Origin of the sequence: Streptomyces sp. NPDC057950 (assembly GCF_042887295.1) — a bacterium.
Lineage (GTDB): Bacteria > Actinomycetota > Actinomycetes > Streptomycetales > Streptomycetaceae > Streptomyces > Streptomyces kaempferi.
On record NZ_JBHVPP010000012.1, the window covers coordinates 1 to 24,382 of the forward strand.

The window sequence follows — 24,382 nt, forward strand, 5'->3', positions numbered from 1 at the left end:
CGGCGGCCCCTGACCACTGCGGGCCACCCGGTCCGGTCGTCAGTCCCGTCGCCGTCCTGCAACAACGCTGGCTCCGAAACTCCACCACCGCACCGCCCAACGCACCGCAAGTACACGGTGCTGCCTGGCAGTTCGTGTCTGCCGGGCCTTTCTCGATCTCGGCTACAAGAGAAACCATAGCCAGACGATCAGCCAATGTCTACTTCCGCGAGCATAGATTTTGCGGCATGCGAGAGGGAGGTATCTGTCGCCCATCCTCTTACAGTGCGCTTCGCTGAAGATCCGATGCTCCCGCCCCACAGACGGAAGCAGGGCACCGTCCGGCGTTGCGGGCATGCGCGGTGTGTCGGTGCGTCTGTCGGTGCGCTGTCGGTTGTCGGGAACGGGTGTAGCTGACGTGTCGGCGCTCTGTCGGCGGGGGCTGGCAGGTTGTGCGGAGATCCTGCTGGGCGTTCATCCGGCAGGCGTGAACATGTGAGGAAATCACCATGAGCAGTCACGTCACGATCATCGGCGCAGGACTCGGCGGTCTCACGCTCGCCCGTGTGCTGTACCTCCACGGGATTCCGTCCACGGTTTATGAGGGAGAGACTTCCGCGGCGGCACGCACACAGGGGGGACTGCTCGACATCCGCGACTACAACGGCCAGCCGGCGCTGGAGACCGCGGGCCTGACCGAAGAGTTCCGCAGGCTCATCCTGGAGGGACGTCAGGCGATGCGTCTCCTGGACCGGGGCGGAAAGGTTCTGTTCGACGTGCCCGACGACGGTACGGGTGGCAACCCCGAAGTGCAGCGCGGCGAACTGCGGCAAATGCTGCTCGACTCGCTCCCGGGCGACACCGTCCGGTGGGGTCACAAGGCCAGCAGCATTCGTGCCGTCGGCGACGGCCGCCACGAGGTGGCCTTCGCCAACGGCACCACCGCCACCACGAGCCTGCTGGTCGGCGCGGATGGCGCCTGGTCCCGGGTCCGATCACTGCTTTCCGGTGCGGTCCCCGAGTACACCGGTTTCTCCTTCATCGAGACCCACCTGTTCGAAGGCGACACCCGGCACCCGACCAGCGCGAAAAACGTCGGCGGTGGAGCGATGATGGTGCTCGAACCGGGCAAGGGGATCTTCGCTCACCGGGAGCGCGGCGGGAACCTTCACACCTGGGTGATGCTCGCCAGGCCACAGGACTGGTTCGCCGGTATCGATTTCACCGATCCCGCCACGGCCATCGCACGGATCGTCCAGGAATTCACCGGTTGGGCGCCGGAACTCACCGCTCTGGTCACCGACGGCGAGACCCCGCCGGTCCTGCGCCACATCTACACCCTGCCCGTCGAGCACCGGTGGGACCGGACGCCTGGGGTGACCCTGCTCGGCGACGCCGCACATCTGACGGCCCCCAACGGCGAAGGCGCCAACCTGGCCATGTACGACGGCGCCGAACTAGGCAAGGCCATCGCCGCGCACCCCGACGACATCGAGACCGCGCTCACCGGGTACGAGCAGGCCATGTTCGTGCGCAGTTCCGCGGCCAACGCCGAGGCCCCCGATCTTCACGACATGCTGGGCGCCGGCACGCCCCACAACCTGATCAACGCATTCACTGGGAGCTAGCGCTGTGACGGGGTAGGTTCGCCGGCTTGGTCAAGCCGCGGTGGCGAGGGGGCGTGCGCCCCAGCGGATGCGTTTCTCGCTTCGGATGCGGGCGCGTTCCTTGCGTTCGGCGACCAGGACGTCGCTGCGGCGGGTGTTGGCGTTGCGCCGGCGCAAGTAGGCGTGCGGGGCCCGGGTCTGCACCGTGGGGTTGGGATAGTGCGAGCGACGGTGAACTGCCGCAGCGGCCCGAAGTGGGCCTCGATCGGGTTCGCCCATGAGGCGTAGGTCGGCGTGAAACACAGCTCTGCTTGGTGCTTCTTCGCCCAGCGATGGATGTCAGCGCGCTTGTGGGCAGACGGGTTGTCCGGGATCGCGTAGATCGGGGCGCCGTCAGGCCGGGCGGCGCGGATCGGCTTCAGCGCGACCGGCGTGTTCCCGGCGCCCTTCCTGCGGCGGTTCACGCCCCACGGGGTGTCGTCGCCGACCGAGTAGCAGCCGTGGAAGTACCGCACTCCATGGGTGCGGTGACAAGTGGCCGGCAGCCGGTCGGGACGCCCTTGTTCGGCCCAGCCGAGCCCGCGGCGGGCCGGATCCCGAGCGGGCCGAACTCGCCGACGTCGCGGTGGGAGTCAGCGCGGCGCGGGAGCGGATGCGCTTGTAGGTGAGGGTGTCGTGTCCGTGCGGGGTCAGGCGCGCCAGCCTGCCTTCCAGCACGGACAGCTCCGCAGAGCGATCGCTCACCCATTACGACACCGCACCTCGGCGCCACCTGCTGTGATCACCGTCCCGTGTCACCAGCCGCAATCAGGGGTGCGCTTACGGCTCCACCAAGTGCCGCCCGTGAAGGTGAGCTTCACCGTCAGGACCCCGGCGGCCGGCGACGTTCACAGCGGTAGTCGTCGCACCTCCGGCGCGCGAGGGAGCCGCAGCTCTCTCGTGACGTGATGCGTGGCGGTTGTGCCGCGGGTGGGCCATGCGATGTTGTCAACGGCGAGAAACGGCTCGCCGGCCATGGTCGCGGGGGTTGCCCCAGTGAACGCAGTGACGTCCCGATGCAGGTGGGACTGGTCGGCGTAGCCGGTGTCGGCCGCGACTTGGGCCGCGCCTTCCCCCGCGACCAGGCGGTGGGCGGCATGGTCGAAGCGGACCAGCTTCACGGCGCGCTTGGGCGGCAGGCCGAGCTGCGACCGGAACCGGGACCACAGCCGCTTACGGCTCCACCCGACCTCGGCCGCGAGTCCGTCGACCCGGGTCAGTCCGCGGCTGACGACAATCCGGTGCCAGGCCCAGGCCACCTCCGGGTCCACCGGCGGCCCCGCCTCATGCCGACGGGCGAGCAGCGTGTCCGTCAACACGAAGCGATCCTGCCACGACGGGACTTCGCCGAGTTGCTCGCGGATCCGTGACGCCTCCCGGCCCCACAGGTCGCCCAGTGACACGACCGCGCCGTCGAGGTCGGCCGGGGAGACGCCCAGAATTGCGCGTGCGATCACCGGGGAAAGACGCACCTGCACACACTCGACGTTCTTTCCCCGCGCTCGGACCGCGCCTCCGGACCCGAGCCCGGGCCCGGCGACGATGCTCCCCCGCTGCTGTCGCCCGGCGGCACAGTCAAGGACGGGCGAACCGGCGCCGAACTCCAGGAGCAACGTCACGGCCGGGTGCGGGACTATCCGGAGCGCCTCCAGGTCACTTACACAGAACCCGGCCATGGTGACACCGGCCACCCGGCTGGGCCGTTGTGGGCACTCGACGCCCCACATAGCCGCACCGCGCACGAAGGTCCGCATCAGCTCATGCTACGTGAGTCGACTGAGGGGAACATTCGTCCAATCCACCGGCTCGTCCCGGCGGAGACAGTGGGCTCATGAATGTTTCTGACCGTGATCAGTACGTGAACGGCGGCGCCGTAACCCCCGAGAGTTCAACCCTGTCGCTGGACGACAGCGACATCTACGTGTGCCAGGACGGCCCCCACGACGCCCCCGCACTCCTGCTCATCCACGGGACCGCATCCTCGACCCGCTCGTGGGACCCGATGGTTCCGCTGCTGACCGGATCTCACCGCGTCATCCGGATCGACCTGCTCGGGCACGGCCGGTCGGCCAAACCGGCCGACCGCAGCTACGCGATCCCGGACCAGGCACATCGGGCAGGCGTGGCGCTGGACCGGCTCGGCGTCGAGCACGCCGTGGTCGTCGGTCATTCCAGCGGCGGCGTGGTCGCCATCGCCCTCGCCGAACAGCGGCCCGACCTGGTGACCGCGCTCGCGCTCGTCAACACCGGACCCAGCCTGGACGCCTTCATCGCACCGGAGCCCGGCGCAACCGGTCCCACGCAGTGGCCGCCGACCGACGAGCAGCTCCGTCGGATCGCGAGCACCGGTTTCAGCCGCGCGGGCTACCGGATCCCGGAGGAGCTCCTGGACGATGTGCGCCGAATGACCCACCACACGTTCACCACGACGATGCGGGCCACCCGCGCCTACCTGGAGCAGCGGACGCTGCCGGATCGGCTGACGGTCCTGGGCAAACCGCTACTGGTGATCTTCGGTGAGGATGACCTCAGATGGCGATCCTCATCCGCCAACGATTACCGCGCCGTTCCAGGCGCGAAGATCGAGTTCCTGCTCGGTCTCGGACACTCGCCCCTGCTCGAGGATCCTCCACGGGCCGCTACCCCTCTGCTGGCCTTCACCTCGATGCACGCCGTAAGGGTGGACTGATGAAAAGGAGGAGGGGTGCCCTGCGGATTCTCGTCTCCGGTGCCAGCGTCGCCGGTCCGGTTCTGGCCTACTGGCTCACCAGGCACGGCTTCTGCGTCACGGTCGTCGAGCGCGCGCCGGCTCTGCGGAAGACCGGCGGCCACGCGGTCGACCTGTTTCGGCCCGCGATGGACATCTCGGAGAAGATGGGCGTGCTCCCTCGTGTCGAGGAACGGGCCACCGGCACCAACCGGATGACCGTCTACCGGGAGGGTTCACGGCGTCCCGTCCGGGCAGACCTCTCCAAGATCTTCAGCGGCACCTCCGACCGGCACGTCGAGATCATGCGTGACGACCTGAGCGAGATCTACTACGACGCAGCACGCGACGACGTCGAGTACGTCTTCGGCGACTCGATCACCGCGATCTCGCCCGACGGAGAGGTGCGGTTCGAAAACGCTGCGCCGCGCCGCTTCGACCTCGTCGTCGGCGCGGACGGGCTGCATTCCAACGTACGGCGCCTCGTCTTCGATGACGAGTCCCGCTACAACGCCTTCATCGGGGCCTACCTCGGGGTCCTGACCCTGCCGAACATCTCCGACCTCGACCGCGAGCTCCTCATCCACGTCGGCGTCGGCCGCACTGCCGGCATGTACGGCGCGCCGCACCTGGGCGACGCGCGGGCCTTGTTCCTGTTCCGGAGCGAGCCCGAGCTCGACTACCACCACCACGACGTACCCCGGCAGAAAGAGCTGCTGCGCGGTGCGTTCGCCGGCATGCACGCCCACGTTGACCGCTGGCTGGACGAACTCGACCACACTCCCGCGTTCTACTTCGACTCGATCACCCAGCTCCGCATGGACACCTGGTCGCAGGGGAGGGTGACGCTCGTCGGCGACGCGGGCTACTGCCCCGGTCCGGCCGTCGGCGGCAGTACCAGCCTGGCCGTCGTCGGTGCGTACGTCCTCGCGGGAGAGCTGGCACGGGCGGGCGGCGACCACGAGCGCGCCTTCCCCGCCTACGAGCGTGTGATGACGGAGCACGTGCGCGGCAGCCGCGCGGCAGCGCTGAGCGCGGCGAAGACCCTGATCCCCATGTCCCGCCTCGGCGTGTGGGGACTGGCCCAGGGAGCCCGCCTGATCTCCGCCCTGCCCGCAGGCCCCAGCCGCGCCCTCGTTCGCCTCACCACCCAGAGCGCACGTCTCTACAACTCCGTGACCGTCGACGACTACCTGCCGTCGCCCGCTGCATCAGGAGGTCCTGGTGACCTCGCAGGCGACCCCGGAGGCGGCCTGGGAATGGAGTGAGGAGCCACTGGGCCTGGCTGACGACATGGTCAAGAGGTCACCCGACGAACGCCCACGACGTTGTCACGGCGTAACGGAAGCTCCGGACCCCTCGGGCTCGGAGGCAGGCAAGACCAAGCGTTTCGAGTCGATCAGCCTGGCCGGGTGTTTCATAAGTGGTCGCCCCTTACTGGGGGGTTCTTGTAAGACGCCCGCTGGTCGCTGTCCCCTGACGGCACAGCCACGTCAAGCCGGTCAGAGTTACTGCGAGGCGGCAGGGCCCGTTGGAACCGCTTCTGGGGACGTTGCCGGCTGCGGCACAGCCGGCGGGGTTTGCGTTTGGCCCTCGGTCTGAGCGGCGTTGAGCCATCGTCCGTGGCCTAGGAGGGCGGGAGTCTCGGCCCCAAGGACCTTTTCGAGGGTAAAAATGGAGGTGACGGGGATTCCGCGGAAGATCACGCAGGATACGACGTGATCGCGCACCACCACCTGGTAACCGACCCACAGGTACGCAAGGACGAGAACTCCGGAGGCAAGGGCCCCGAAGGCAGTGGTGGCACTGTCGGTGTGCACGCGAAGGCGCTCTGTCGGTTGGGTAGTTGAGCGCCTTGACCGCGATCCCGAGTTCCCGCCGGGAGACGCCTTGTAGCTTGCGGGACAGTTCAACGGCGGCGTCGGGTTGGGCTTTCGCGTCCTCGCCATAGGGACGGGCGGAGTCACAGGGCCTCGCCGGTATCGGTCACGTTCACATCTGATGCGAGCCGGCGCGGGGCAGTCGGACGACACGGCTGCCACGTCTGTCCAACTGCTCGATCTCGACAGTGATCCGGCACGAGCCGCCCAGTCACTGCTTCGCCACCGCGGGGCAGTTCCGCGTTGGCGCCCTCGTCGGTGCACTCAAGTCCGACGGGGCGCCCGCCATGTGGGAGGGGTTGGGATATTTCACAGCCGACCGGGTGGCCAACTTCCCCTACTGTTGCGCCATTTCGGGCGTGTCCGCGATGCTTCGACCCGGAATGAGGGAGCCGAAACCACTGTCGCCCGACCCCGTGTCCACCTTGGACAGGTCACCCCATCCGCTTCCGAAGCCAAAGGCGCCGTTCCCGCTGACCTCTCCGACGTACCCGGTGTCGGAGGCGTCAGCCTCGGGGCTCGCGGCATGGCGCCCCGTGGAGTTGCCGGTCCGACTGTCGGCCGTACTCTCCGTACCCTCACCGCGGTGTCGCCCAACCCCAGAACTCGACGATCCGGAGGGGGTCGAAGATGCCTCCCCCTGTCCCGACTTGGATGATTCGTCACTCTTGCCGGTCGCCGTGTCCGAGCCGTCGGAGCTCTGCGAAGCGCTGGACGTGGCGGCACTGCCAGCCGCGTCGGAGGGGTCGCCAGAGCCCGACGAATCGCTCGAAGAAGACGCGCCGGGCGAAGTCGCCAGGCCGGACGGAATGTACGAATCGGAGTGGCCGCCAGCGCTCGACGAGTCGCCGGCCACGCCCGTGTCGACGCTGACGCCGCCGGAGTCCTTGGTGAGCCCCGAGAGCGGCCCGCACGCCGGCCAGGCCGCGAGGCCCTTGTCGGCGAGCACCTTCTCGGCGACGGCTATCTGCTGCGAGCGGCTGGCCTGGTCGGCCGTCGGGGCGTATTCAAGGCCGCCGTGCGCCTCCCAGTTGCCCTGGTCGAGCTGGAGGCCGCCGTAGTACCCGTTGCTTTCGTTGGCGCTCCACGCGCCACCGCTCTCGCACTGTGCCACCCGGTCCCAGGTGGTCCCGTCGGCCGCGTTCGCGCTCGCCGCGGCGAGCAGCGGGATGACGATCGCCGATCCGGTCACCCCTGCGGCGACGATGAGAGCCGGAGCCTGGCGAGGGCGACGGTGACGGCCGTTCCCGGAGAGCATGCAAAAGCCTTTCGAGCGACAGCAGGGAGCACCGCGGCTCCTGCCGAGTGAGTGCGCAGGTGCCGCGTTGAGGTGAAGGTAGCGACACACGAACGCTGGTTACAAGTCGATGCAGTACCGATCACGCGAAGATCACAGATTTGATGGAGCGTCACCTTCCGGTGGCCCCAGGGTCGCCCTTCCGGTACGCGGAATCACCGCTTCGGCGCGACCGCCGAAGGGTCGCCAATGCACCGATCGTGTCCTATTTGACCAGGGCGAACTCCACTGGAAGTGGACGCAATCCGTACATAATTGGCCCTGCGCACTAACTCAAACCTGTCGAATCCACCGCGAGTTGACGCCGAAGAGATGGTTGAGGAGCGTACCGAGCACAGTCTGTCCCTCCAACCGGGCGAGCGGCGGGCCCAGGCGGTAGTGGACGCCGTGGCCGTAGCCCGAGTGCTGAAGGTCACGTCGCGCGAGATCGAGCGCGTCGGGCCGCTCGAAGGGCTCGGGGTCGCGGTCCGCAACGCGAGGACCACGAGCACGGGGCGCCGATCACGCGCCTCGAGCGGATGTCGATGACCGTGGCGGGATACAGCCAGTCCGATCCGACGGCGGCGTACGTGATGCCGCGGCACCACTTGGTGTTGAGCGTGTCCGCCGTGAAGTCACGCCTCACCAGGTCCGGCGCACGCGGGGCCGTCCTGCTTGTTACGAGGGCGCCCGCCTCCGCGCCGCCCACCGCGGCCAGCAGACCGACAAGACCGGCGGATCGTCAGAACGCAGGGGGTGCTTCCTGCCGGCCGACAGGAAGCACCCCCGCGTCAGGGTCGGTCGGCCGGTCAGGGTGTGGCGCAGATGGCGTACACGCTGATGCCGACGGTGGAGTAGCCGTCCTGGCGGCCCAGGGCGATCCAGCCGGTGCCGTCCGGGGTGGGGAAGCTGCCGACCAGGACCGCCCCGTTGCCCTGGGCCTCGGCGCCGCCCCCGATGACCTTCTTGCCCGCCGGGCAGTAAAGGGTGCGGCGCTGGAAGTTGGGCACGCCGGCGTTGGGGAGCTGGACGATCTGATAGCCGTCCACGACCGCGGCCCGTGCCGGTGCCTGGGCCGCAACTTCCTGACCGGTGGCGGATTCGCTGGTGGTGGCCTGGGCGGCCCAGCCGAGTCCCGACACCAGGGCCAGTGCCAGAACGCCCGCGCCGATCGCCTGCTTGCCTCGCATACGCATGTCCTCTCGTTCCGTGAGCTCCGTCGAAGCGGAGTCCTCTCGGTTGGCTATGTTCACGGCGGCGAACAGTCAGCAGGGGTCGAATCCACCTAAACTCCACGATGGGTTGAACACAGGGCATAGGGGGCGCTCGCCGCCAGCGGGTGCCACCCACACACGCGGCCACCTCGGCCGCACCGCCGGGATGCACGACGCCGCACCCCTTTTGGAGCGGGGCGGGAGCACGTGGAGCATGGCGCTCCGTGCGGGCGCCGCAGGCTCAGGCGCACCCCCCCGGCAGACAGCCGTGGCGGTTCGATGCCCGTGAGAAGTTTTCATCCTGATTTCGCAGGTCATGTGGCTGGTGTGGGTCGGGAGTGATGCACTCGCGCCCGTCGGGAGCGTGGTCGTCGCGGGGAGATCGTCGGTCACCTCTTGACTTCGGTGCTCGCGAGGACCAGGAGGGCCCGAAGGAGGGTGGTGGCGTGGCGGGTGTTCACGCAGACTTTGGCGAGAGGCGCCAGGACTTCAAGTTCGCGAACGCGTGCTCACCTGCGGCGCGTTCGCGGCTCGGCAGGCGGTTAGCTTCCTTCTCCGCAACCGGCCGGAGCCGGCCGGTCAGGGATTCTTCACTGCGCCGGGGACTGGGTGTGAGCAGTGTGCCGCTGGGCGGGGAGTTGGCGGCCCGGTTCCGCGGCGGCGGGCTCGCTCGAGTTGGCGCCGTGCGCGGCCTGCTCGGGGGCTGAGGCCGCGTACGGCGCGGGGTGCCGTGTGCAGTGCGGGGCGGTCACCCAGCAGCATCGTGACATCGGCCCGCGAACCGTGCCCGTGGTGAACACGGCGACTGGATAGCGAATGGCTTCAGAAGGTCTGGTCGTCGGTGAAGGAGAGGAAACTGGGGCGGCAGTCGCGGACTGCTTCGTTCAGGGGTCCACACCGCCGCCTGCGCCCGCTTCGCATCCTGGCTCCGTTCGATCACTTCCAGTGCCTCGAACACGGAGTCGTCCAGTTGCCCCGGCGGCGCCACCCGGACCAGTACATCGCACGAGAGCAGGCGCAGCGCGACGCGGTCCGAGTCGTGGACGACGACCACGTCGTCCGAGAACACCATGGAGCCTGCGGAACTGCGTCGCGCGGTCGAGGCGGCACGGGCGACCGCCACGGAACTACGGCGTGTGGCAGCGCAGATCACGCCAGCTGCGTACGCGGGCGCGCTCATGCGGCGGCACGCCGCCCTGCGCCGGGCCGGTCGCGAAGAGGGCACCGGCGCTGTGAGAGATCGGCCCGCAGTTTCTCCACAGATCCCGCATCAGCCCCAACCGCATGAGCGTCATCACCAAAGCCGTCCTCAGCCCGGAGACGCAACGCTGAAAGCCCTCAGTGAAGCCGGCGCCTGCCTGATCGGCAACCAAAGCATCGAAACCTCCCAAAGCGTCCCCCTGACCAGCCAAGGTATCGACCCCGCCAAGAAGATCATCCGACGCAAGCGGCACATCGCCACCGACACGCTCGGCCTCCTGCTGGCCGTCACCGCCGCCAGCGTCCACGACCCCGCCGCCGGCACCCAACTCCTCACCCCACCCACGCCCCCGCGGAACTACCTTCGGTGCATCACGGTGCACAATGCGTGAGGCGCCTCTCCTTGTGGGATTTGCGAAAGGTGGCTTCTTGCCGCTGTCGTCGCCAGTGGCAGGCCAGAGCGGTCGCCTGGTCGTTCCCCCGCCGGGGCGACCGCCCGCCATTCCAACAGATCTACCTTGCACATGCACAGGACAACTTCCAGGTTCCCCCCAGTTCTCCTGGCCATCGACCTCGATCGTCTCTAGATGCCCCCACCTCGCCGCTTGATGGACGGCATCAGGAATCGGCACCGTAGAGGCTCAGTTCTGTCCAGACGATCTTGCCGGACATTGTGTATCTCGTGCCGTATCCCTGAGTGAGGTGGGCGACGATGCTCAGGCCCCGCCCACCTTGTTCGCTCGGCGCTGGTTCACCGGCGTGCGGTGCCGCTCGGCTGGTGTCCGACACCTCACATATCAAGGCGTGGTCGCGGATCAGCCGGAGTTGGATCGGACCGGTGGAGTAGCGGATCGCGTTCGTGACCAACTCGCTCACCACCAAGGTGACGGTGAAGGACAGATCCGGGAGCCCCCAGGACGTCAACTGTGCGGCTGCTCGGGCACGAGCATCAGCAACCGCGGATGGTTCGTTGGGTAGACCCCACGTCGCAATATCCGTAGGTTCCGTAGCTCGTGCTCGGGCTGTGAGTGTGACAGCTGGCGTCGTTGGCGTGTGATCGCCGGGCGCACTCTGGTGAAGTTCATCAGGGTCGGCACAAGACAGGGCCAGCAGACTGCCTGGAGGAACGTCGAGTTCGGTGACATCACACCTCTCGAGGTCGGTGGGCGCCTGGGCGGAGGGAACAATGGATCGCGCACCGCCGGCGTCGACTACCGTCAAACGGGCCAGGCCGGTGTGGGCCGCGGTGCAGCGGTGGGTCACCGGATCGTAGACCGCGTACACGCAGTGCACCTCCGCTGAGGGTGGATCCTGCGCGTCGGGCTCGTGAGCGGATGGTTCGAGGCTGCGGGTCAGGACCTCACCAGGGTCCATGTCCTGTGCCGCCAATGCTCTGATCTGTGCCTTCTGCTGGCTCATGGCGGCGGCCGCGGCGATGCCGCGACCGCCGCAGAATCCCGCCACCAGCCCCACTCGAGCGCTGGGGAGGCGGATGACGTCGAACCATCCGCCGGGAGCGCCCTTCTCGGGCACGTGACCGTTGACGTCTTCGATGGCGGTCAGGTGGGGCGGCTGCGCCAGCAGGATGTGCTGGAAGCGACGCCCCATCCCCTGCTCTTGCAGGTCACGGTGGATGGCACCGAGGGTCTGGGCAGCTTGTTGCGCAAGCTTTGCCCCTGCCCGCAGGTCGGTCTGCCGGAACGGCGCGGACCCTCTGCGGCGGTAGAAGGCCACGAGCCCGAGAACCGAACGGTTCGCAGTGAGGGGAAACACCATGAGCGAGTGCACCCCGTTTTCGCGCATCACCGTAGCCCGGACCCGGTCGCGCTTTAGCCACGGGGCCCGCTCAGGAACTTGGGAGACGATCCGCGGCCTCATGTCCCTGATGCTGCGCCGGTAGGGCGTGCCGGAAGGGACAGGGCAGGCCTCACCGATGCGGTAGGCGCATTCGGCGTGGTGTACACCACGGAAGGCAGCGCGGCGAAAACCGACCTCGGCGCAGGCTTGGGACAAAGCGGTGTGCTCACAGAGAGCACTCTCTGCGACCTCGACGACCGCAATGTCGGCCACGGCGGGCACTGCGGAGTCCACCAGTTGCTGGGTGACCCGGAACGCATCAAGGGTGGACGGACCATCGGCCCTGGCGACTGTGGGAAGAGTGGAAGTCATTGTGATCACCTCGAGGGCGAGGAACCGGTCTGTCTTCCAGCATCCGCTGCCGAAGCTCGAGGTACATCGGTACTAGCCTGTGCACGCCACGTGGAGAAATGCCCACCTTCACGCGGCCTGACCGCGAGCCATGTCCGGGAGCTGCCGCATATCTGGCTGCGGGTTTATACGAACCGCGCGGTCATCGCTCCTGCTCGGGACCATCGTCGCGCGTGTGGGGAGCGGTATGAGTTGCTTTGCGCGCGAGGACAGTCCCCGAACTGCCAGCGCTCGGCGTAGCGACTTCCCTCACCGCCGACCATGCCCGCCTTGACCGTAATTTTCCCAGGCCCTTGCCGGAGGGGACCTCGCCGTCCACTCCGCGCGAGCGGAGGTATCCCGCAGCCGAACATGGGCGTGGCCCGCCGACCTTTGTCCACTCCGCGCGAGCGGAGGCGTCCCGTTCCCGCCCCTACCCTGACAGTGCGACCTGTTGTCGACTCCGCGTGAGCGGAGGTGTCCCGCTCACGCCCAAGCGGGCGAAGATCCCCGCTGTCGATCCGCGCAAGCGGAGGTGTCCCGAAGTGGATCCCGGGCGAGCACCAAACGCAACTGTCACCCGGGGCTCGTGAGTTACGCCCCGTCGGCGCACGCCTCCCTACGCCTGCGCGCGTGCGGTGAACCTGCCGTCGGGACGCTTGTGCAGCCAGCCGCGGTCGGCGAGCTTGGTCATCTTCGCCTGGCTCCAGCTTGCCGCGCACCGATGCCTACAGGCCCAGCCGTTCGCCAACGGCCCTGAGCTGCACCGGGCCGCCGGCCTCCCGCCCGATCGTCAGGATCTTGCGGTAGTCGCCGGGCAGCGCGCCCTCATCGGCCGCGTCGACGCGCTGCGGGATGAGCAGGACTGCCCGCCCGGCCACCTTCACCGATACCGGAGTGACAGTCCCGGCGTCGGCCTGGACCTGCTCAGCCAGGCGGTTCAACACCCGCTCTGCGATCGCCAGTTCGTCCCGCTCGACCTGGACCTCCTGAATCTTCCTGACCAACTCCTTTGCGAGGGCGTCCAGTTCGCACCGGCGAGCGGTGGTCCACTGCCGCTCCCGCATCCCGCGCCCTCCCACGATCACCTGGCGTGCCGACCTGGCGACGGATCGTAGGCGGGGGCAAGCTGCAGGCGCAGCCGAACCAGGCATCCCACCGGAACCGGACCCACCCAGTGGTCTACACCGAGGTCATTGGCCGCCGACCGGCGCGAGTACCTCACTCGTCATTCACACCAGACCCGCGACCTGCGACTTCGCGATGCACACCGCTCATTGGTGATCAGGTCAGTCATACGCCCATGCCGGCGCCATACTTCGTACCGCTCCACCCCACCTGTTCAACTCCGATACAGCGAAGCCAAAACAGAAATTGATCACTCGAGCAGTGGATGAAAAAGGTCACGGTATGAGTGACCTCTCCACTCTCCGGAACCTCCTCGGAGAACACGAACCTACCGTGCATGCTGCCGTCCACTGCCGGCGAAGAAGGGGGGAGTCTTCCGCCCTTGATCCTCGATCGAATCCAGGAGCCTGCTGGGTAGCAATTTCATCGCATGCCCCTCACTCGTACTTCGACGGGCCGCTACGGCTTGCGGGCGATGATGGCGGCGTTCGCCCCGGCCGCGACGAGTGGCACGGTGATGGTGTCGGTGAATCCAGCACCGGTCAGCCAGTCGGTGTATTCGCCGTGGGTGTAGTTGTGGCCGGATCGGGTCTCGATCAGCATGTTCAGGCCCATCAGCGCGGCAGGAGCCGGTCCGGTCTCGTCGTCGTCGAGGACGAGTTCACAGATGATGACCGCGCCGCCCGGCGGCAGGGCCGCGTGGCATTTGGCGAGCAGGGCGCGGCCTGTGGCCTCGTCCCAGTCGTGCAGGATCATGCTGAGCAGGATCACGTCGTGGCCTGTAGGGAGGGCCGGGTCGGTGAGGAAGTCGCCGTCGTGGGTGGCGACAGCGTGGCTGAGGCCGTTGGTGGCGATCCTCTCGCGGGCCATCGCGGTGATGCGTGGGAGGTCCAGGACGGTTGCCTTGAGGTGCGAATGGCGGCGGCACAGGCCGATCGGGAAGGCACCTGTGCCGCCGCCCACGTCGAGGAGACGCTGGTGCGGCGTGAAGTCGTGGGCATCGGCAAGGGCGTCGGCGGTGAAGGAGGAGAGCGTGAACATCGCTCCCCAGAAGTCCTCGAGGATCGCGGGGTCCGCCGTGACGAAGGCGGACTCCTGGGCGGCGGAGTCCCAGGTGGTGGGGCGGTTGGTGCGCAGGGCCTCCTGCAGCTGGTGCCAGGCGGGATAGGCGTGCCGGTCGGAGTACCGGACGAAGCCGCCGAACCAGTGCGGTCGGCCTTCGACGAGGAAGTGCTCCGCTGTGTCGCTGTTGCGGTAGCGGCTGTTCTCGCGCACCAGCAGGCCGAGAGAGGTGCAGCTCGCCAGGAGCATGCGGGCCGGCCTGGGGTCGAGATCCAGGGCCGCGGTCAGTTCGGCCGCGTTGGCGTCGCGGAGCCCGGACAGCGTGGTGAACAGGCCGAGGTCGACAGCGGCGGCCAGCGCTTTGAACCGCCAGAACCCGGTGGTGAGTTCCATCAATGGGATGGGTGTGGGGACGGGCGTGGTGGCGGACGGGGCGAGGCCGGGGGCCAGGGGCATGGTCGACATCGTGGTTTCCGATCAAGGAAGGCGGTGGATCAAAGCACTCCGTGCGACCACTTACAGTAGTGCCGTCAATGCGTGACGTAACACTCTGTTGTGGGAGATTCCGTGCCTCGAGGTACAAAATTCGACGAGTCGACCACGCTTCGGCTCCCGCTCCCCAACGAACTGTCCGCCGGCACGGCCGCTGTCGGGCGGTCCCTGACCGCCCTGCTCGAACGGGCACCCATGACGTACGAAGCGGCCATGAGCGACGACACAAGTGCAGCGGAAGCCCGGCGAAGGCTGCTGGACTGGGCGACGGGACACAGGGGCGGCGGCCAGGTTGTCCTCGAGCCTCCGGCCGGCAGCCGCATCCACGACCGGCACTTCGCGGTGGAGCGGGTCCAGGGGGACAGCACCGCTCTCCTTGCCACGGCTGTCCTCGTCAGCGATCTGCTCGTACGGATGGACCTGGCAGCATCCGGAACCACACTTGGCGGTGAACCTGAAGAGCTGCTGGGTGTCACCGCCTTCCTCACCGGCGGCTTGTCACTGTCCGTCAAGAGCCGCGAGTGGGCGCCCGCCGATGCCTCCGCGGCGGCACATCTGCGCTGGCTGATCGGGCATCAGCGCTTCTTCGTCGTACTGCAGTTGCTGAGTTCGGCCCTGTCGGGGGTGGACGAGGCGGCTGGCACCGCGCGGGAGGAAGAGGCGGTGCGGGAATTCACCTGGCTGTGCCGCAGCGCCTCTACCTGCATGCGCTATGCCGCCGACTTCCCTCCGCACTGGTACGGCGAGGTTCGGGACACGATGGTGCCGCCCGCCGTGAACGCCGGATTCAGCGGCCTGCAGACCCGCGACCACCAGCATCTCGTGTCCGTCATGCGCGCGCTGAAGAACGGCGGCGGGCTGGACCGTATGGCACCGAGGTCGGCCGAGGCCGTCCACGCGGGCGTGAGCCAGCTCTACGACGCTCACGTGTGGGTCTGCGACCGGTTCGGCGGCTCCACCGAACCCAGCCTCCTGATGGCCCAGTCCCGGCAGGGTGCCGGCCGACCCGCCGTCGGCCAAAACCCCTCAGCACCGGATTCCCGTACCGGGACGGCCGTACCGCGCACGCGGGCCGAAGACCCGACGTCGCGTACTCAGTCCGTGGAGAGTACGGCGCCCGAGAGCGGTGTCGTGGCGGCACGAAAACTCGCGGACCAGCGGCTGCGGCAACTCGCACCCGGCCCGGACTGCACAAGTTGACCAATACCCAGCCGTGTGCTCCCCCGCAGGTCGAAAGCCGGCCCCGCGGTACGCATGATGGACTTCGACGGCCGGCTCGCCCGGAAACCTCCCAAGCCTCTGGTGCCACCCGCGTGGGTGCATTGTTCTCGCCACCCCTCTGGCACCTGGGCCCTGCGGCTCGGCGTCCAAGGCTGGCCTGCGAGCGGCTGAGAAGCTCACTCCCACGATCCAGGAGCCCCCGGTGTCCTTCTCCGAGTCCGACCCCCGCGTCCGCGTCGCGGACGAGCCGCATCCCGCCGGTGTTCCCCAGACGCAGGCGCCCGCGCCGGCGCGGGCCGCGGTCTGTGCCTCCTGCGCCACCGGCTCCGCGGGCACGGGCCGCGACGTGGTCCCTCTCCAGCAGGGGCCCGATGTGGAGACGGGACGGTTCAAGGCCCGGACGGTCGCCACGGCGCCCAGGCCCACGACAGTCGCCCAGGTAGTGGCGGCGGTGCGGGCCGCCGGCACGGGCGATGTCGCCCTGCATCCTGTCTCGACCGGTCTCAACTGGGGACTGGGCTCGCGCACTCCGGTTCGCGACGGCGCCATCGTCCTGGATCTTTCGGGACTGGACCGGATCCGAGAGACCGACGTCCGCCGCGGATACGCGATCGTGGAACCGGGCGTCACCCAGGGACGGCTCGCCGCGCACCTCACCGGGACCTCCCGGATCGTGAACCTCACCGGTTCTTCCCAGCACACGTCGGTGATCGGCGGGGTGCTGGAACGGGGCGTCGGCCTGCAACAGGGGCGGGCGGAGGACCTGGCCGGCCTCGAACTCGTCCTCGCCGACGGCACCACAGCCCGCACGGGCTGGTGGCCGGGCACCGCGGGGGCGGTGGTGCGCCCGCACGGGCGGGGCCCCTCCCTGAACCATCTGTTCACCCAGTCCTCCTGGGCGGTCGTCACCGCGGCCGTCGTCCGCCTCCTGCCCCGCCCGGCCGCCGTCCGCGTCCTGCCGCTGCTCCTGGACGAGCGGAAACCCGAGCGCGGGGTGGACACCCTGAGGAAGTGGACCGAGCAGGGACTGATCCCCCCGAACGCGAAGATCTACGACCCGGTGGCCGCACGGACGTACGGGACGCCAGGCCGCTACCTCGCCCACGTCTGTCTGGCCGGGGACCAGGACCTGGTGCGGGCGGCGACCGAGATCATCACCGATCGGTTGCGCAATAGGGAGAGGGGGCTGGCCCTTGGGCCGGACGCGGCCGCCGACCGATGGGTGCAGCATGCCTACGCGGGTGGTGCCGACCCGCACGACACGCTCTTCCTGCGGAAGACAGGGCACTGTGCGCGCTGCCTGGACCGGGCCCGCGGGCTGCTGCTGTTCCTGCCCATCGTTCCGTTCGAGGGCACCGCGGTACGCAGGGCGGCCGCCCTGACCCGCGAGTGCCTCGCGGGAGCGACAACACCGCCGGGGATCACGATGAACGTGCTCGACCCCGATGCCCTCGACCACGTCGTCACCCTCGGCTTCCCACCCGAGAACCCGACGGCGGTACGGGACGCCCACCGCACCCTCGACCGCCTGCACGAGGCCTTCACACGCGAAGGATTCACCGTCTACCGCACTGACATCGACCACCCCACGACGCCAACCGGAACGAAGCCGGAGGCACTACTGCGCGGTCGGCTCGAGCGCGCCCTAGACCCGCACGGGGTTATCGCCCCGGGCCGCCACTGAACCCCTGACCATCCAGACGGCCGCACCCACCACACCAGTGCTTGGACCGCGAATGTTGGCCAAGGCTGCCGTTCGACCTGCCCAGATCTCCGAGTACGACCAGGAGGCCGCAGCCCATGGAGCGATCCCCTCTGCTCTGCCGCAGCGACCGGAAACACCTCGAGTGGTACAACGTCCGCACGTTCCTCCGGTGCACGTGCTCGGACGCCGATCCCGCCGCATGCACCGGCCAGACCGCCAGCGGCACAGACGCCGGACTGTGCGGGTCGGTCCCGGCAGGTCATTGCTGCCCGTGTCACCGCCTCCGCACCGAGGCCGAGTATCGCGAGATCCGCGCGGCCGTCGCCGCCCGCGAGCTCAACTCCTCACAGGTACTGCACGACTTCAGTACTGCCGCCGGCCGGTCGCGGCACCCCGACGGCCGGCTCTGGGCGCAGGTGCTCACCTGGGCGTCCGCGCGAATCCAGGGCGGACGGGACAGCATGCACGCCGACCAGGACTTCGCCGACCACTTCGGCACCCATCCCTACCGCGCCGGCTGGGCACAATCCGACCCAGCCCCCTGACTCGCCATGTCCATCAGTCGCTGGCGCCGACACGGGTGTGGGCTATGACTATGCAACGCGAAGGGCGCCGGGTGGCCAGGAGTCGGGCTCGGGAGGGTGCGGACGTTGAGCGGATCTGCGCACTCGAAGCCGATCCGCCCGTCTCCTCCCGCGCGGCAGGCGGGCGTGGCCACCGTTAGCTGATCACGAGCCATCGGCGAGGGCCCTGCACGTCACAACGGGGCGCGCGGACGGCAGAACCGCAGGCTGCCTGCGCATGCGGTGCTTCCGGCCCACCGCGAGTTCCTCCTTCGGGTGGCACCCGTGACATCGACTGAATGTGCAATTCGGATATGTCGCCGCGTGCGGCTGGCCTGCGGACCGGTCCGGATCCACTGTCCAGGCCAGCACCATGAGCGCCCCGGGCCCGATGGCGTTCTGCGACACGGTGCAGGCGATCAAGTGGCCGGAGGTGCGCAGCGCGGTGACGTGTCGCGGCCGGTTCCGGTACTCAACCCGCCTCAGCGGCACGCCTTGGAAACTGCCGTCACCACAGTGATCGTCACGGGTGTCGTAACGGACGGCGCAATCCTCGATCGGCTGCACCGCGACGCGGGACACTGCCTCAGACCGTCGGCACGGCGTAGGGGAGCTCGAACCGTGAGCGGTGCTCGTCGATGAAGTTCTCGACCGTCTGAAGGGGCTGTCCGATGATGCGGGCGGCGGTGTCGGTGACGCCGGCCAGGCGGCCTTCCTGCTGGCCGATGGTGACCGCCCCGAAGTGCTGCAGCTTCCCAGACAGCCGGACGCGGCGCTCGCCGTCCACGCCCGCCGGCTCACCCTTCAGCACCCATGTTCAGGACTCGGGGACCATCCCCGCGCAGGCGGGAGTGATCCGGGCGCCGACTCCGGCCCGCAAAGGGCGTGGATGTGGTCCCCGCACAGGCGGGGGTGTTCCGCCTGTAGCCCTCGCACCCCGCGACCGGGGCGCATTGTCACCGCCCATCGGGGCTCGCCCGGCGGGTTACGTCACCGGCGCCACCCGACAGCACTGTCACCCGAATGGCTCAACATGGCGTGCCACCCACATGGGTGAAGATCAAGCTGGCAAGTGCCCCAATCGAGGTAATCCGCGAAAGGGAAACCACATGCGCATTCGACGAACGCTCGCCACCGTCATCGCCACAGCAGCCTTCGCCGGACTCGGCCTCACAGGCGCCGTCACTGCCACCGCGCAGGGCGCCCACTCCTTTGTGACGCCTTCTGAATGCAAGCAGGGCGGAGGAATGCCCGATCTCGTCAGCAACACCTGCAATGGCGGTACGCGCAACGGGGAGGCGATCGACTAGAGCTCCACAAGGCGCCCCGCAGCCACGCGCCGCGGGGCGCTCTTGCGCGAGCGCAGTCAAATGACATGCAACGTCCAGCAACTCGGCCGGCGACGGGCACGGAACGCCGGATCTTGGAAGCTCGACCGCCATCGGACGAAGACTGGATCGCCGAAGACGAGCTCCAGATCATGGTGGTAGGTCAGATCAGGACTCCTCGTTCCCGTACTCCTCGCCATCCGCGATGAACGCACCGCTGCCGCAGCCAGAGCACTTCCGTTGCGCTCCGGACGCATTCACCGACACGAAGAACACCCGGCCGCCGCACCCACACACGAAAGCAGCGATCTTCACCGGACGACCGTCGTCAGCGTTCCGGAAAAACACCGCGAGATCCGCAGAGACACCCTCGCCAACCTGATCATCAGCATGCTCAGGCACATCGTTCCAGTCGCCCGGACCAGCCCCCCCGTCCACCTTGACCGAGGAGACAGGCACCCCCCCGTTTGTCCACATGCACGACCAGGACGTCGTAGCCGTCGATGGCCTCGGAGATGCCCCGCGTCTGGATCGTGTCCCGCCAGGCTTCCGTGTTCCGACCGAACCACTCCGGCAATCCGCAAGGCTCGGCCACGGCGTCCCAGAAGTCATCGAGCGTCTCGATCGGCCTTCTCCGCAGGTCAATCACCATTTCTGACTCAGCCCTTTCGGACATCACGACAGAGTGTTCGTCCCCTTCTGGGGCTCGCACATGGGAGAAAGTGCCTGGCGTCCTCGCCGACGCGGAGGAGTTGGGGAACTACGATTCGGCGACGAGCGAGTCCCCGTTCACGTGACTGGAGCGAGCCTCCCCGACGGAACCCGGCAACTGCCAGCAAGCGGCGTGAGCGAGCGACAACCCGGGCTACACCGCCGTCACGGAATCCTCCGCCCGCCTCAAGAGGGTCCAGATGTCGGCCGGCCCGGCCTGCTGAACGGTCCTGCAATCGCCCGTCCCTGCACGGGGCACGGACGTGGTGGGCTGCAACCTCAATGGTTCGGTGAACGTCCCTCCCGGTCGGCCCACTTCTGTGCCGAGGTGAAAGCAACCAGTTCACCCACCCGGATCGTGGCCCCAGACGCAGCTTCGCGGGTGCGGTTCCTGTGCCACGCGGTTCGCATCATCCAACTCCTCCCGGTGAACGGGTGGGTGAAGTATCACTCACTGCGAACATTCGCATTCACTCGTGCGTACTATCACTGGGACCGCTGCACACCGCAGTAGCTTTACCCTGCCGGTGATTCAGTCACCTCAGATGAGATACCTCTCTGTCTGCAAACACGGCACCCTCCTCGGTTGCTGTGCCCGCAGACTGACAGAAAGGCTCGAGCCATGTCTGAAGTCAAGAACCCCACCACGGAACTGACGTCGCAGTACGCCGCCCAGGTCACGGGCGACCTCGAACGCAATACCAAGGAGCAGGACCGCATCGGCGGCGAGATCCAGGCACTGCAGGAGCAGTTGGCCGGACTGCAGCATGACCACACGGTGCTGGTGAACCTGCGGCAGGCCCTGGGCGGCGCGAGCCCCGTTCCCCAGGAAGCCGGCGTAAGCGTGGTTCCCGTACCTCACCAGGGCGTTGCCGCCTCGAAGTCCGGCAAGCCGAAGAAGACCGCTGCCACGAACACGAAGACCACGACGTCCAAGAAGACCGCGCCGAAGCAGGCGTCATCGAAGTCGTCCCCTGCTGGAGCCTCATCCGCGAAGGCGTCCAAGCCCGCCACTGGGCCGACTCTCGTCGAGGTGATCCGCGGATACCTGAAGCAGCAGAGCGAACCGCGGTCCGCCGCCGAGATCACCACCGCGCTGGCCCAAGCCCATCCCGAGCGCACGGTGAAGGCCACGGTCGTACGCACCACTCTCGAAGGGCTGGTCGCCAAGAACCATGCCCAGCGGAAGAAGCAGGGGTCGTCCGTCTTCTACACCGCCGTCGACGCTCAGGAGCCCGCCGCGGCGGGCTAGCCACAGCAGGGACCCGAAGCCGGCTGACCCTCCGCAGCAAGGGTTCCGCGACTCCGTCTCGCCGTGTAGCTCGACATGCATCGGGGAATCGACGGTCATTCCGACTCCCAAATAGACCTCTGCGGGGAGCATCGGTCGAGACGAACCACTGAGCCTGCTGTATTTCTCCGCGGCAGCGGCACGGAGACCTCGTCAGCCGCCTGCCAGACGGTGAGCCTGCTGGTTCTCCAGGAACGTAGACAGGCACCCGGGCCGGCCCGGTGATCGGCCCGGGACCCCGCCCGCTCATCGTCCATCCTCTTGCGCCCGGGAGCATCGCATCGACAGCCAGCCCATCGCTTGCCGTCGTGCACGCCGGCCGGGCTGCCTGCCCAAGACACAGCGCCCCGGCCCAACCAACAGGAGGATCCGGGTCAGCGGCTGCGGGGAGCAGGGAGTCGGGCCGACCCGCGTCCCGGTGCCGGGCGCGGGCCAAGGGACGCTGCGTCAGGACCCGGCCTTACTGCCAGGCCTGCCGGGCACGCGCAGGGCCAGCAGAGCGATGTCGTCGGCGGCGGCGGGGCCGGCGATGTCGTCCGCGAGGCGGGCGAGCAGCGTGGGAAGGGGGTCGTGGCGCTGTGCGGTGAGTTGTTGCATGGTCCGGCCGGTGGCCTGCTCGATGTCGTGCCGGTCCTGCTCGACGAGGCCGTCGGTGTAGAGCAGCAGCAGACTGCCCGCCGGCAGGACCAGTCGGTGCTCGGTGCGGGGCGCGGCTTTCAGGCCGGGGTAGATCATGACGCCGTGCTGTTCGAGGCGGCGGGCGGTGCCGTCGGGATCGATCAGGAGCGGGGGCGGGTGGCCGGCGTTGGTCCAGGTCAGTTCCCAGGCGTTCTGGTCGGGCGCGGGGCGGCGTTGCAGGTGGGCGTGGATGAGGGTGCCGCTGGCGTCCAGGCGGAGGTGGGCGTTGGCGTGTTCGAAGGCGGACACGGACCGGGCAGGGCCCTGGCCGGGGTGGTCGAGGTCGGCTTGGCGGAGCATGCTGCGGGCCTGGCCCATCAGCGTGGCGGCATGCATGTCGTGGCCGGTGATGTCCCCGACGGAGACCGCCAGGGTGGCCGGTGCGAGGGAGTTTTCGCCTCCCTCTGCGGCGCTCGGCAACAGGTAGGCGTCGTACCAGTCTCCGCCGACCAGGTCGGTCGCCGCGGCCGGCCGGTACAGCGCGGCCAGCTCCACCCCGGGCACGTCCGGCAGGTCGGTGAGCATCGCCTCCTGCAGCAGACGCGCGGCGTTCACCCGCTTATCGACGGACAGTGCCCGCTCGACGGCGCGGGCGGTGTAGCCGGCCAGTGCCGTCAGAACGGCCTGCTCCAGAACGTCGATCTCGTGCCGGTGGTCCCAGCCCAGCACCAGGGTGCCCAGCGGCCCGTCGGTCCCCGGAAGCGGCACGCACACCGCGCTGACCAGGCCCAGACTGGAGAATGCCTCGACCGTCTCCGGAGCGTAGTCACGCTCCAGTTCGGCCCTGCTGGCCACGATCACGGTGCGGTTCTCCCGGGCCGCGCGGGCGGTCGGCCAGTCGTCGGTGAGCAGGTAGTTCTCGTACTCCCTCTCCATCGGCACGCCGCCGGTTGTGTCGATCAGTCGCCGCAGTCGACGGCCCTCGGCCAGTACCAAACCGACATACAGTGGCTCGAGTCCACCGGTGACCAGATCGGCGACCTGCCGGCGGACCTCGGCCAGGCTGGTGGTGTCGGCCAGCGCGTACGCCGCGCGCAGCAGGAGCTGCGAGCGATCCAAGGCCGTACGCAGCTGTCCGGCCAGCTCTCGCGCCTCCGCCCGCGCCGTCTCCCGCTGCCGGGAGACCACCCTCAGCCGCAGCTCCGCCGAACACGCGGCCGCCAGGTCCTCCAGCACACTCAGGTCATGGTCGCTCCAGACCCTCGGCCGGGTATCGATCACACACAGCGAGCCCAGCACATACCCGTCGCTGTCCGTCAGCGGCACACCCGCGTACCCGACCACGCCCAGGTCCGGAATGGCCAGGCTCTCCCGGGTGCGGGTATCGGCCCGTGCGTCGCGAATCACCAACGGCCTGCCGCCGCCCACCACATGTCGGCACAGCGAATGCGTCAGCGGGGTCTGCCGCGCCGACGCCCACGGATCATCCAGCCCGATCATGCCGGGGAGAAGCTGCCGGTCAGCATCGACAAGGGACACCAGCGCCACCGGTGCTCCGAGCAGATCGGCCGCCAGACGCGCGAACCGGTCCATCCCCGCGTCCGCGGCGGCCGACAAGCCCGTCTCACGCACAGCCGCCAGCCGCGAAGGATCAACGAGCGCCGCGTCCGGCTCACCCTCACCCACTTGATCGCCCTCGGACCTGTGCGCCACAGCCTCTCCCAGCCCCTCTCCCACACCCTCCGCGAGGACTTCGACGAACGGAAACCATATCCGGCCCCCACGTCCGGGCGTTCTGTCCTTGCCGCGGGATCGGCTGAGATGAATCTCCCCTCATGCACCTCGACGCGGTATATAAGCCCGTTTCACGATGATGGGGACCGGCTTCGAGACGCCAACTCGTGGTCGATCACCGGCATGTCAGACGACAGACCAGCACTGCCCGCTACGCCGGCGTCCGCATTGTCTTCCCTCCCGGTCGCCGACCGCGAGGCTGGCCCGCGGCCGGCATGACCACGTGTGTCTCACTCAGGGACGCCGGAGACGACGAGGCAGTCCATCCGGGGTGCGTGGGTGATCGGCGGATCACGCCGGCTCCAGCAGGACGGCGGGCAGCGTCCCGCTGACGAACTGTTCCTTGGGCAGCGAGAGTCCGAAGAACTCCCCGACCACCT

19 protein-coding genes and 5 pseudogenes are annotated in these 24,382 nt (G+C 68.5%); 9 read left to right on the forward strand and 15 right to left on the reverse strand.

Features of this window, described 5'->3' with window-relative positions; genetic code table 11:
• The first annotated feature begins 488 nt into the window (after positions 1-488).
• Positions 489-1,607, forward strand: a complete 1,119-nt coding sequence (locus tag ACFVTC_RS20470; RefSeq protein WP_390128894.1) for an FAD-dependent oxidoreductase — start codon at positions 489-491, stop codon at positions 1,605-1,607.
• Between the two features lie 30 nt (positions 1,608-1,637).
• Here the strand turns inward: ACFVTC_RS20470 and ACFVTC_RS20475 are convergent.
• Positions 1,638-2,202 (reverse strand): annotated as a pseudogene (locus tag ACFVTC_RS20475) (transposase); the annotation flags it as partial.
• A 271-nt stretch (positions 2,203-2,473) separates the two neighbouring features.
• Positions 2,474-3,379: a helix-turn-helix domain-containing protein gene (locus ACFVTC_RS20480; RefSeq protein ID WP_390128896.1), complete on the reverse strand. Its 906-nt coding sequence runs from the start codon at positions 3,377-3,379 to the stop codon at positions 2,474-2,476.
• A gap of 77 nt (positions 3,380-3,456) precedes the next feature.
• Between ACFVTC_RS20480 and ACFVTC_RS20485 the strand changes: the two genes are divergently transcribed.
• Both ACFVTC_RS20485 and ACFVTC_RS20490 read left to right on the forward strand, forming a co-directional pair.
• Entirely contained in the window at positions 3,457-4,314 is an 858-nt protein-coding gene (locus ACFVTC_RS20485; protein ID WP_390128897.1) for an alpha/beta fold hydrolase, read from the forward strand.
• Positions 4,314-5,600 (forward strand): FAD-dependent monooxygenase, encoded by a 1,287-nt coding sequence (locus tag ACFVTC_RS20490; RefSeq protein ID WP_390128899.1) that lies wholly within the window; start codon positions 4,314-4,316, stop codon positions 5,598-5,600. The genes ACFVTC_RS20485 and ACFVTC_RS20490 overlap by 1 nt, the downstream gene beginning before the upstream one ends.
• A gap of 949 nt (positions 5,601-6,549) precedes the next feature.
• Here the strand turns inward: ACFVTC_RS20490 and ACFVTC_RS20495 are convergent.
• The 6 genes and pseudogenes from ACFVTC_RS20495 to ACFVTC_RS20520 form a co-directional block, all read right to left on the reverse strand.
• Entirely contained in the window at positions 6,550-7,470 is a 921-nt protein-coding gene (locus ACFVTC_RS20495; protein ID WP_390128901.1) for a transglycosylase family protein, read from the reverse strand.
• A gap of 310 nt (positions 7,471-7,780) precedes the next feature.
• Positions 7,781-8,003: pseudogene (locus tag ACFVTC_RS20500) on the reverse strand (cytochrome P450); the annotation flags it as partial.
• Positions 8,004-8,005: 2 nt separating this feature from the next.
• Positions 8,006-8,155: pseudogene (locus ACFVTC_RS20505) on the reverse strand (IS3 family transposase); the annotation flags it as partial.
• A gap of 142 nt (positions 8,156-8,297) precedes the next feature.
• On the reverse strand, positions 8,298-8,678 hold the full coding sequence (locus ACFVTC_RS20510) for a hypothetical protein (RefSeq protein ID WP_390128904.1): 381 nt from the start codon (positions 8,676-8,678) through the stop codon (positions 8,298-8,300).
• A 614-nt stretch (positions 8,679-9,292) separates the two neighbouring features.
• Positions 9,293-9,454 (reverse strand): hypothetical protein, encoded by a 162-nt coding sequence (locus ACFVTC_RS20515; protein WP_390128906.1) that lies wholly within the window; start codon positions 9,452-9,454, stop codon positions 9,293-9,295.
• A gap of 176 nt (positions 9,455-9,630) precedes the next feature.
• Positions 9,631-9,762, reverse strand: a pseudogene (locus ACFVTC_RS20520) (aminoglycoside phosphotransferase family protein); the annotation flags it as partial.
• Positions 9,763-9,950: 188 nt separating this feature from the next.
• Between ACFVTC_RS20520 and ACFVTC_RS20525 the strand changes: the two are divergent.
• Positions 9,951-10,034, forward strand: a pseudogene (locus tag ACFVTC_RS20525) (IS5/IS1182 family transposase); the annotation flags it as partial.
• 486 nt (positions 10,035-10,520) lie between these two features.
• Here ACFVTC_RS20525 and ACFVTC_RS20530 read toward each other — a convergent pair.
• From ACFVTC_RS20530 to ACFVTC_RS20540, 3 genes are all read right to left on the reverse strand, one after another.
• Positions 10,521-12,071, reverse strand: a complete 1,551-nt coding sequence (locus ACFVTC_RS20530) for a SpoIIE family protein phosphatase (RefSeq protein ID WP_390128908.1) — start codon at positions 12,069-12,071, stop codon at positions 10,521-10,523.
• Positions 12,072-12,817: 746 nt separating this feature from the next.
• Positions 12,818-13,156, reverse strand: a complete 339-nt coding sequence (locus ACFVTC_RS20535) for a hypothetical protein (protein WP_390128910.1) — start codon at positions 13,154-13,156, stop codon at positions 12,818-12,820.
• A gap of 520 nt (positions 13,157-13,676) precedes the next feature.
• Entirely contained in the window at positions 13,677-14,735 is a 1,059-nt protein-coding gene (locus ACFVTC_RS20540; RefSeq protein WP_390128912.1) for a methyltransferase, read from the reverse strand.
• Between the two features lie 111 nt (positions 14,736-14,846).
• Between ACFVTC_RS20540 and ACFVTC_RS20545 the strand changes: the two genes are divergently transcribed.
• From ACFVTC_RS20545 to ACFVTC_RS20555, 3 genes are all read left to right on the forward strand, one after another.
• Entirely contained in the window at positions 14,847-15,971 is a 1,125-nt protein-coding gene (locus ACFVTC_RS20545; protein ID WP_390128914.1) for a hypothetical protein, read from the forward strand.
• A gap of 223 nt (positions 15,972-16,194) precedes the next feature.
• Positions 16,195-17,676: an FAD-binding oxidoreductase gene (locus tag ACFVTC_RS20550; RefSeq protein WP_390128916.1), complete on the forward strand. Its 1,482-nt coding sequence runs from the start codon at positions 16,195-16,197 to the stop codon at positions 17,674-17,676.
• A 116-nt stretch (positions 17,677-17,792) separates the two neighbouring features.
• Positions 17,793-18,242, forward strand: coding sequence for a hypothetical protein (locus tag ACFVTC_RS20555; RefSeq protein ID WP_390128918.1), 450 nt, complete (start codon positions 17,793-17,795; stop codon positions 18,240-18,242).
• Positions 18,243-18,846: 604 nt separating this feature from the next.
• Here the strand turns inward: ACFVTC_RS20555 and ACFVTC_RS20560 are convergent.
• Positions 18,847-19,047, reverse strand: a complete 201-nt coding sequence (locus ACFVTC_RS20560; RefSeq protein ID WP_390128921.1) for a hypothetical protein — start codon at positions 19,045-19,047, stop codon at positions 18,847-18,849.
• A 322-nt stretch (positions 19,048-19,369) separates the two neighbouring features.
• Here ACFVTC_RS20560 and ACFVTC_RS20565 point away from each other — a divergent pair, with 322 nt between their 5' ends.
• On the forward strand, positions 19,370-19,570 hold the full coding sequence (locus ACFVTC_RS20565) for a hypothetical protein (protein ID WP_390128923.1): 201 nt from the start codon (positions 19,370-19,372) through the stop codon (positions 19,568-19,570).
• 186 nt (positions 19,571-19,756) lie between these two features.
• On the opposite strand, the gene ACFVTC_RS20570 is transcribed toward ACFVTC_RS20565, so the two are convergent.
• Both ACFVTC_RS20570 and ACFVTC_RS20575 read right to left on the reverse strand, forming a co-directional pair.
• Positions 19,757-20,047, reverse strand: a complete 291-nt coding sequence (locus ACFVTC_RS20570) for a hypothetical protein (protein ID WP_390129355.1) — start codon at positions 20,045-20,047, stop codon at positions 19,757-19,759.
• Positions 19,983-20,264, reverse strand: coding sequence for a barstar family protein (locus tag ACFVTC_RS20575; protein WP_390128926.1), 282 nt, complete (start codon positions 20,262-20,264; stop codon positions 19,983-19,985). Before ACFVTC_RS20575 ends, ACFVTC_RS20570 begins: the two co-directional genes overlap by 65 nt.
• Positions 20,265-20,921: 657 nt before the next feature.
• On the opposite strand from ACFVTC_RS20575, the gene ACFVTC_RS20580 reads away from it, so the two are divergent.
• Positions 20,922-21,551 (forward strand): BlaI/MecI/CopY family transcriptional regulator, encoded by a 630-nt coding sequence (locus tag ACFVTC_RS20580; RefSeq protein ID WP_390128928.1) that lies wholly within the window; start codon positions 20,922-20,924, stop codon positions 21,549-21,551.
• Between the two features lie 486 nt (positions 21,552-22,037).
• On the opposite strand, the gene ACFVTC_RS20585 is transcribed toward ACFVTC_RS20580, so the two are convergent.
• Positions 22,038-23,840, reverse strand: coding sequence for a GAF domain-containing SpoIIE family protein phosphatase (locus ACFVTC_RS20585; RefSeq protein WP_390128929.1), 1,803 nt, complete (start codon positions 23,838-23,840; stop codon positions 22,038-22,040).
• Positions 23,841-24,382 lie beyond the last annotated feature (542 nt).